Source organism: Desulfosarcina sp. (genome assembly GCF_046496365.1).
Taxonomy (GTDB): Bacteria; Desulfobacterota; Desulfobacteria; order Desulfobacterales; family Desulfosarcinaceae; genus Desulfosarcina.
Map to the genome: position 1 here is coordinate 1 of NZ_JAWOHB010000077.1, position 8,913 is coordinate 8,913.

Annotated in this window: 10 protein-coding genes; 1 reads left to right on the forward strand and 9 read right to left on the reverse strand. The window is 55.9% G+C overall.

Translation table 11 applies throughout. The features are described from left to right. From R6V78_RS06535 to R6V78_RS06550, 4 genes are all read right to left on the reverse strand, one after another. Positions 1–440, reverse strand: a 440-nt coding sequence (locus tag R6V78_RS06535) for a response regulator transcription factor (RefSeq protein WP_410288534.1), incomplete at its 3' end; no start/stop codon positions are given. Positions 441–604: 164 nt separating this feature from the next. Then, a complete protein-coding gene (locus R6V78_RS06540) occupies positions 605–994 on the reverse strand; it encodes a response regulator transcription factor (protein WP_410288535.1) in 390 nt (129 codons plus the stop codon). A gap of 41 nt (positions 995–1,035) precedes the next feature. Then, positions 1,036–1,392: a hypothetical protein gene (locus R6V78_RS06545; protein ID WP_410288536.1), complete on the reverse strand. Its 357-nt coding sequence runs from the start codon at positions 1,390–1,392 to the stop codon at positions 1,036–1,038. Between the two features lie 37 nt (positions 1,393–1,429). Continuing rightward, the gene (locus R6V78_RS06550) at positions 1,430–1,897 is read right to left on the reverse strand and encodes a universal stress protein (protein WP_410288537.1); all 468 of its coding nucleotides are present in this window, start codon (positions 1,895–1,897) and stop codon (positions 1,430–1,432) included. Between the two features lie 326 nt (positions 1,898–2,223). Here R6V78_RS06550 and R6V78_RS06555 point away from each other — a divergent pair, with 326 nt between their 5' ends. Then, positions 2,224–3,783 (forward strand): BON domain-containing protein, encoded by a 1,560-nt coding sequence (locus R6V78_RS06555; protein WP_410288538.1) that lies wholly within the window; start codon positions 2,224–2,226, stop codon positions 3,781–3,783. 15 nt (positions 3,784–3,798) lie between these two features. Here R6V78_RS06555 and R6V78_RS06560 read toward each other — a convergent pair whose 3' ends face one another. The 5 genes from R6V78_RS06560 to R6V78_RS06580 form a co-directional block, all read right to left on the reverse strand. Then, a complete protein-coding gene (locus R6V78_RS06560) occupies positions 3,799–4,485 on the reverse strand; it encodes an endonuclease/exonuclease/phosphatase family protein (RefSeq protein WP_410288539.1) in 687 nt (228 codons plus the stop codon). Then, positions 4,486–6,645 (reverse strand): VTT domain-containing protein, encoded by a 2,160-nt coding sequence (locus tag R6V78_RS06565; protein ID WP_410288540.1) that lies wholly within the window; start codon positions 6,643–6,645, stop codon positions 4,486–4,488. A gap of 8 nt (positions 6,646–6,653) precedes the next feature. Next, on the reverse strand, positions 6,654–7,403 hold the full coding sequence (locus tag R6V78_RS06570) for a PRC-barrel domain-containing protein (RefSeq protein WP_410288541.1): 750 nt from the start codon (positions 7,401–7,403) through the stop codon (positions 6,654–6,656). Positions 7,404–7,645: 242 nt separating this feature from the next. Then, the gene (locus R6V78_RS06575; RefSeq protein WP_410288542.1) at positions 7,646–8,200 is read right to left on the reverse strand and encodes a zf-TFIIB domain-containing protein; all 555 of its coding nucleotides are present in this window, start codon (positions 8,198–8,200) and stop codon (positions 7,646–7,648) included. A 49-nt stretch (positions 8,201–8,249) separates the two neighbouring features. Further along, positions 8,250–8,453 carry a hypothetical protein gene (locus tag R6V78_RS06580; RefSeq protein ID WP_410288543.1) on the reverse strand — a complete coding sequence of 68 codons (204 nt, stop codon included), beginning with the start codon at positions 8,451–8,453 and terminating at the stop codon, positions 8,250–8,252. Positions 8,454–8,913: the final 460 nt, after the last annotated feature.

Sequence of the window (8,913 nt, forward strand, 5' to 3'; positions counted from 1 at the left end):
AGTTTTTTCCGGCCGGCCAGGTATCCCTCCATCACCTGGTCCGAGATACCCGGGCTGATATAGGTTTTGCCCTCCAGGAGGCTGTCCACGGCCAGCATCAACTCTTTCCTGCTGGCATCCTTGATGCAGTATCCGTCGGCGCCGGCTTCAAAGGCTTCCAGCACATACTGATCGGATTCGTGGATCGTCAAGGCAAGGATACGCGTTTCCGGCAGTTCCCGTTTGACCTCTTTCATTACCGAAATACCACCCATTTTGGGCATGGACAGATCCAGCAGCACGAGTTCCGGTTTTGCCTTGCGGATGCGGGGGACCGCTTGCAGGCCATCTTCAGCCTCGCCTACGATTTCAATGTCCTCTCGCTTGCTCAGCATCGATTTCAAGCCTTCGCGAAACAATTGATGATCCTCGACGATAAACACCTGATGTTTCTTTTCCATTGCAAAGCCCTTCCGAAATTAGGGTGAGCATGCGGGCAATCGGTTAAGCGGCGGGCATGAGCGTTCTCTGGCCGCGGCAGAAACAGAATTTTTGCGAGAAATTATAGGTCAGATCCCTTTTTTTGGCAATGGGAAACCCAATCGTTTCGGGTTGATCGAGGAAATCAGGCATGGCCGTTCTGGCGGATGGTGGTCCGAATGACATCGATCAGGCGCAGGCCACCGGAACGCTCTTTGGAAAGGAAGTAGTCCGCTCCTTGCCCGATCGAAGCCGCCTCGTGCTCTGCCGAGTCGTGAGTGGTCAAGACAACAACGCGGCTCTCGGGCAGCATATCCTTTATGGACGCGATAAACGCAATACCGTCGTCCCGGGGAAGGGCAATATCGAAAAAGACGACATCCGGAGGATCATTTCTCAGGATATTTTCAGCCTGGTCGGTATTGTTCGCTTCCCTGATATCGACATGGGTTTCACTGGTCCGGATCACCTCCTTCAAGGTTCGTCGGAAGATCGGAGACGGGTCCAGAATCAACACTTTTTTGCGGTCTAACATAAATGCTCCAGAGTTTGTAGCTCGAAATCGGTGCATGGATGCTATCGCGTCTCACCACCTTGTTGGTATGGGGTGCAGGCAGTATTTGCAGCGCGCCGAATGAGCACACGACGCGATATATGCGGTTGTGGCGGTATTTGATCCGGATCTTCAGGCGGCGGTTCCTTGACCGGCGGTTCGCGAGGAACATCCCACGGTTCCTCCACGGGCGGGATTTCCGGTTTGGGTGGTTTCTTGTAAGGATCGCCCGGTTCTTCCACTGGCGGCTTTGTAGGCTCATTCGGCGGTTCCTCCACCGGCGGGTAAACGGGCGACAGATTGTACTTCTGAGATACGGCAGCCGCCGAAAGGGTTTGTTTCGCGATTCTCATGATCGTTTTTTCATCGTCATACCACATGGGGCCTCCTGGTTTTTAGGATCAACGGACAAGCGCGTCAACTTGTCTCCTTGTATCTCATGGTCAACACCGGACAGGCAGCGGAACGCACGACCTTCTCGGCTACCGACCCGAAGAACAGGCCCTTGATGCCGCTCCTACCGTGCGTGGACATAACGATCAGGTCCGCCTCTTCATTTTCTGCCAGCTCGACAATGCTTTCAGCCGGGTCGCCGATGACAACCCGATGGTCTGCCGGAACCCGCTCTTCGATATGATTCTTGATCAGGTCCTGCATGGCTTTGTGGGCATTTTCGGTCATTTGTCCCATGATTTGCGGGATCTGGTCCATGAGGTGATGCGTCAACGTATACGACGGCGACGGGGTGGGATCGATTTCAGTGATGGCATGGACCAAAACGATCGAGGCGGAATATTGCTCGGCCAGTTCAACAGCAGATTTCAATGCGGCATCGGACGGTTCACTGAAGTCCACCGGACAAATAATTTTTTTCAGATTCTTCATGGGCACGACTCCTTTGATTGATTTTGACAACGAGGTTTTCGGAATCAGCCTATCAATCCATCGGGCAGCAATAAATAAAGTGAATCCCCCATTCAGGTTAAAAGTAATCGGTAATCGGGCCGATATCGTGGACTGTGCAGACGACTATCGTGCCCATGCTCCATTGAATAGTATCGGCGCCTGCTCAAAATACCGTCGGTCATTTATTCCAAACGTTCATCCACAAGACTATGCTTCGGATTGTTTCAGGTGCGATGGCGCTGCGTCTGCGCGCACCTGCCTGGTCCGATCGCGACCATTTATCATATCAGACAAGGAGGTTAATAATGCGTTTCATATCCAGAACACCCCACGTTCCGTCAGTTGCCCGACAGGCCGACGATCGTCTTTTGCCCTGCAGACGGCCATGGACACTGTCGGTGGCCGTGCTGCTCACCTTTTATCTCATGAATCGTCCGGCCTTTGGATTGGCGTTGACCGACGATACGATTCGTCGCTCAATCGAACGGCATGTGGTTTCCGAATCCGCTTTGTCCCAGGATCAGGTCGACATCAAGGTAAAAGACGGGATTGCGATGCTTTCCGGCTCGGCCGACAACTTGCTGCAGAAAAGCCGGGTCCGGCAAATTGCCGAGAGCATTCGGGGGGTGCGATCGGTGGTCGACACCGTGGTGGTGAAACCGGTCATCCGTGAAAACGAGGCCATCGCTCGGGACGTTCGCGACAACCTTTCGCAAATCCCACCCGATCGTGGCCTGCAGGTATCCGTTTCTGTGGAGAGCGGCATCGTAACGCTCAAGGGGGCAGCGGATTCCTGGGTGCGCAGCCGGTTGGCCGTTTTTCAGGCCATGTCGATCAAAGGCGTGTCCGAAGTGGTCAATCAAATCGATGTCAGAACCCGTTTAGAAAGAGATGACACGGATATCGCCTTGGATGTAAAGCGCCGGCTCGCCGCGGATCTATATGTCGATGACGCCCTTGTCGCGGTGACGGTAAAAGACGGCCGGGTGACCCTCGAAGGCATCGTTGGAACAGCGGCCGAAAAGCGGCGTGCCGCCGAAAATGCCTGGATCGGCGGTGTGGTTGGCGTTGACGATCGGCATCTGATGGTGGACTGGCGGAAAAAAGATCGCATGCGCCGCGCATCGCCCTATATCCGGCAACCGGACGCGGTCATTTTACAGGCAGTCGAAGATGCCCTGCTGATCGATCCACGCGTGAATGCCACCAACCCGGACGTCTCGGTGGCAAACGGCGTGGTCACCCTGTCCGGAGCCGTGGATACGCTATATGCCAAACAGGCAGCCGCCGAAGATGCCCGCAGCACCACCGGTGTCTGGCGAGTGGACAACCAGCTGCAATTGCGCTACCGGTCGTTGCCCCCGGACAATCGGGTGAAGAGCATGATCGAGGATGTTTTCCAGCGTGACGCCGAACTGCATAACCTTGAAATCGATGTTGCGGTCAACGACCATCGCGTCAACCTGTCGGGGTCGGTCGATACCGTGGGACAGAAGGTCCGCGCCGAGAATATCGCCTCGCAGATCGAAGGTGTTCTGACCCTGGACAATCGGATTTCGGTCAAGGCGAAAGCGGACATCGCGAGTGATGCCGACCTGAAGGCGGCCATCGTCGACGAGTTGTTCTGGAGCCCCTATGTGGACGGCGATCGGATCGGCGTGACGGTGAAAGACGGGCAAGCCGTCTTGAAAGGCACCGCCGCCAGCCGTTTTGTGGCTCTTACGGCCGTGCAAAACGCTTTTGAGGGGGGTGCTGAAACCGTGCGAACCCAACTGGTGCTGGATGATGGAAGCACATTGAACGAATTGTTTGGAGAAGAAACCTACCCGTTCCGTCTGGGTCGTCTATTCAGGTTTCGGCCCTGAACTGAATACTTCAAATCAGACGGCCACTTGCGCCACCAGCGGTAGATGATCGGAGGCAACGGCAGCCGACACGTGCCGATGATGATGCAGGGAAATCAACCGGTTAGCGGGGTCGACCCAGATGCGATCCAGGGCCAGCAATGGCCGACGGCTGGGAAAGGTGGCCGGTGCCGGCAGGCTGCCGAATCGACGATTGACCCAGCGCAGGGGGCGTCCCCACAACAGCCATTCGTTGAAATCGCCGAGCAGGATCGTTACCTCAGCGTTCGGATCGTCCAGCAACGGCAGCAGGCGGCGTATCTGATAGCGCCGTTCCCCGGGTCGAAGGCCGAGGTGGGTGGTGACAATCCTGATGCCACTTCCGTTTAAGCGCAACCTGACCGCAAGGACGCCTCTGGATTCCCGGCCCGGCACACTGATATCCAGACGGTCGACGCGCTCCGGGGCGAACCGTGAAAGGATCGCATTACCGTAGTGGCCTTTTTTTTCCAGCAGGGTCGGCCCCGGGATGGCCTGGGCACCCATCGACCGGGCCAGGTCGGCTAAAATGTTTGTCGGGCCGCTGGTATCGAAGGCCACCTCCTGCAGGGCGGTCACATCTGCGTTGATATCTCGCAATACAGCAGCGATGCGCTCCGGGGCTTCAACGCCGTCGCAGCCGACACAGCGGTGGATGTTGTAGGTGGCGATTCGCAGCTCCATTTAACCCGGTTCCTGCAAGTCATCTGAATCCGATTTCTGGGAAGGTTGATCGGCGCGTTTGCGTTTGACCCACCGGCGAAGTCCCATAAGTCCCCCTCCAACCAGCAGAACAGCAACCCCCAGTGCGATGAAACGACCCCAATCCGGATGACGAAAGGAGTCTGAAATACGATCTGCCAGCAGAGCGATGGCCGCCACACCCGGCAGCATACCGACAAAGGTTCCGATGGCAAAATCCTTCAAGCGGATTTCGGACACGCCGGCGATCAGGTTGATCACCGAAAAGGGGGCCACGGGAACGATGCGAAAGGTGACGATCGCCGTCAAACCGGAATCCGAGAGTTTCTGGCTGAGTCGATTGAGCAGGCTGCCGGCAAATCGGCGCACGACATCGCGTCCCAATAGTCGTCCCGATCCAAAGACGACAAGTGCGCTCAATTCGGATCCGGTCAATGCATAGGCCAACCCCCACCAGGGACCGAAGACCATAACGGTAGCCATGATCATCAAGGTGACGGGAAAAGCGATCATTCCACCGAAAATATAGGCGGCGATGACCAGAAGGGGCGTCAACGGCTGCCGACGGATCCATTCGCCTGCTGCCTGGGCCGATTGTATGTCGACCCACTCACTGGCCGGTGTCCAGCGCCAAACGGCCGCCAGGGCCAGAACCCCGGCAATCAGGAAAATGACCTTCATCAGATGCCGGTAGGCAAAGGGTTGCTGCTCGGGGCGGATGAAATAGTCGAAGAGTTCATCCGGTTCGACTGGTTTTTCCGGATCCAGCAATTCCGATTCGGGAACCCATTGGTCCACCTCCGAAGGCACTTCGCCCGAGAGGGCGACCAATGCGCGGTCGCCTGTGGGTAGGGATTCGATGGCCTCGATCAACGATCCGGTTTTTTCGACTGCATTGGCAACGTCGTCGATATCGCACCCTGAATGCTCGGCGATCAACCGATTGCGCAAGCGCACGATCGCCGAGCGAACGTCCTGATCGGTGTCGGTCGCGACGGCCAGGTCACACTCCGAATCGAAGCCCATGGAGCGGTTGCTCAAATTGGAAGATCCCACCCGCACGAAATCGTCGTCGATTACCATGACCTTGGCGTGCACCATCAACGTGCATTCTGGTTCTTGGGTGATCCTCGGGTAATAGGTTCGCAGGCGGTCGTGTCGATCGGATTCCCGCAGATTGCGCAGGATCCGCCCGCGCAGAATATCCATGGTGTGCTGTTCCAGCCACCCGCCGGTTTTTTGGGGCAGAACGATCACCACCTCGGGCCCGTCGGCTTCCTCCAGCCGCTGTTTCAGCGCCTCGCCGATACGATGGGAACTGAGATATTGATTTTCGATGTAGATGGTGCGTCGGGCGGCGGCGATGCTGTCCAGATAGAGCCGTTCCACTTCCCGCACAGCTTGCCGATCCCCATAGGCCGGCAGCGTCCGTGCCACCGCCACCTCGACCTGCTCAAAATCCGGGTCGACGCTGGCGGGCCAGGGGGCATCTTTTCCCGGATCCTCCGGATCGATCGGGTTTTTCCCGGTGGCACGCACCCAACGCGCTCTGGCCAGTCGGCCCAGAACCCTGGCTGCCGGTCCATCGACGGCCATCTGAATGTCGTGGAAGGGTGGATAGGGCTTTCCATCGGGATCGACGCGTCGATCGTCGTCGGGTCGATGCGCCGGTGTATCCCAGCGCCATTGGCTCAGATCAAACCCACCGACGAAGGCAACGGCATCGTCGACCACCACGATTTTCTGATGCTGGGATGCACCGACAGGATGGTGGCCGTCCAAACAGAAATGGATGCGTTTTCGGGTTCGCCACTTGAGCTTATACCGCGGAAAAAATTCGCGTTCCAGCGTATAGATCATGGCGAAATCCCAGCCGAGCAGATAAACATGAAGCGCCTTTTTTTCGGCAACCAGGCGATCTATCAATTGACCGAGACCGGACGGGCAATCACTGCCGGTTTCTTCTCGAATCAGATTCAGATCGCTGTGGAGGTCCCACCCGACAACAAAAATGGTGTGCTGCGCGTTTAGAAACGATTCGTGCAGCGCACGAAAATAAGCTTCACCGTCGATGATGAAGGCCGCGCGGTGGGCGGTTGCCAGTTGATGGCAATTTTTTGAGGGCTCGAATATCTTTTTCAATGGTCAGGCTACCAATAGTAAGGTCTTCCGTAGAAATCGTAAAGGGTCATCTCATAGCCCCGGTTCACCGGCAGCGTCGGGTCAAATTCAGGACTGTTCTCGATCTGGCTGCTGGTCAGATCCATCAGGACCTTGCTTCGCTTCCAGTCGACCCGGTCGACCCAATCGGGCGCGACCAACACTTTCTTGCTGGCGGGCAGCCAGTTGCTGGTATCGATGACCAGATACCGGATGATCCAGGAGTCCTGGTCCACGATAAAATCTTCGATGTGGCCGAGGTCGGTATCGGACGCTTGAATGTGGTATCCAATTACCTCTTTGACGGATCGGAGATTGGGGTCGAAATCGCTCTTTTCGGGAACGCGCCGGTTCGCCTCGACACGATGCAGCAGACGCGGGTAGTCGTGTGCTCCCCAGACCGAAGGACCTCCCCAGTAATGAGCCCAGTCGTAATATTTGTTTAACGCGATTTCGTACTGCCTTGAGACCGGGACGGCGGTATCGATCGGCGGCGAACTCTTGATTTGATCTTTGGTCAAGCCGACGTTAAGCGTGCGTGTTGTCCCGTCCACATCGCCGATGGATATGGGTGAGATAAGAACCTTGCGACCCGGAAGCCATTTCTGCGTATCGGCAACAATATAGCGCACCGTCCAGTACTTGTCATCGATCAGGAAGTCGTGGCACATACCAAATTCCCCATCCTGGGCACCCAATATGTATCCTTGAATATCTTTCATACTTCTCAACATTTGCATGGCAATCTCCTCGTTGGATTGGATTGGTTGACAGCCCTGCTGCAGTCTTTCACGATAATGGGGTAATGACCTGCATGCGGCAGTGACCGGTGACGCTACTGGCGATCGCCGGTAAACCGCTCTTTGGCCTGCTTCAGACTCGCTTCAAAATCCTTCCACGCACTTTCCACGCCCGCTTTCAAGTCCTCCCATAAACTAAAAAGGCCACAACATTGGGAGAAAGACAGTCCCTTTCACCCTTGCTAGACCGGCAGCGTTTTTTGCACCCCGACTAGCATGCTGACCAGTTTGGGATGTTCGCTGTATATCCGATATTTCAACATCCGCAGGACCGCATTGAGATCGCGCCAACGGGATATGGGCAGGGGTTTTTTGGTAGCCGCGCCGATCATATCGGCTATCTGGTGCAGACTTTCTTTGACGTAGTCGGCGCTGTCCATGCGAAGGGCGCACCGGGAGACCGCCTGGATAACGGCACGCAATTGATCGACATCCAGCCAGATGCCTTGACAGTTGCCACACAAGGCCACCGAGGTCTCCGTGGCACGATCCTCGAGCCGGGTCAGGTAGTATCGACTGCATTTTGGGCAGCCCATTGAATCCGGCGCCACCGCGAAGTCACTGTTGGCTTTCCAGAAATCAATATCCAGCCAACGCAGATCCGGGTCGGTCGTTCCGATGACCTGGTCGAGTTCGCCCTGGTCGAACCAGATGCCGCCACACCGGGAGCATTCATCCATGGCGACCGGTCCCATTTTCATTGTTTGCATATTCACGTTGCACTGCGGGCATAACATGGGCCACCTTCCTTTCTCGCTTTTTATCAATGGGCGGATCTTTTTGTTTTTATGGCCCAGAATTTCCAGCACCCAGAACAGGTAGGAGGCCGTGGCTTCCTAAAAATTCCTGTGCCCGGGCGACACCGACAAACGGACTGCCTTCGTTGGCGGCCGTATCGTTGTAACGGAATGTCGACCAGGGCAGTCGAATGGCACCGGCAATCACGCGGCCGTCAAAGTGGTCGTCGGTGCGCACGTCGACGATGATCATGCCTTATTATTTCAAAGCAAGGAATTAAAAAATAATTGGAAACCTGTATTTCTTGACCGGATCGACCTGACTTTTCTAAATGAATGCGGGCCATGATAAAGTTCTGGCGATCCTTGAAAGACCCGAGCCAGACGAAGCGGCATTATCCCTCTGCTGCGGGTCGCCGGCGACAGCAAATCAAAAATACGGTCTTTACTGCAATCGACTACAGCCTATCTCCGATATCGAAGACCAATTGACCGGGTTAATCTCAGGCTTACGACCATGAAGTATGTATTTACCATCGTCGTCGTAGAGGAATGGACAAATCCACGGGGAAGCGGGACAAGAGCAGCGGGAGAATAAGCAGACCCATGAAGAAAAGGAGCGACTCACATGCCGCAGACCAAAAACAATAATCGACGCATCGTGCTGGCGTCCCGTCCGCACGGTCAACCGGTTTCCGGCGATTTCCGCCTGG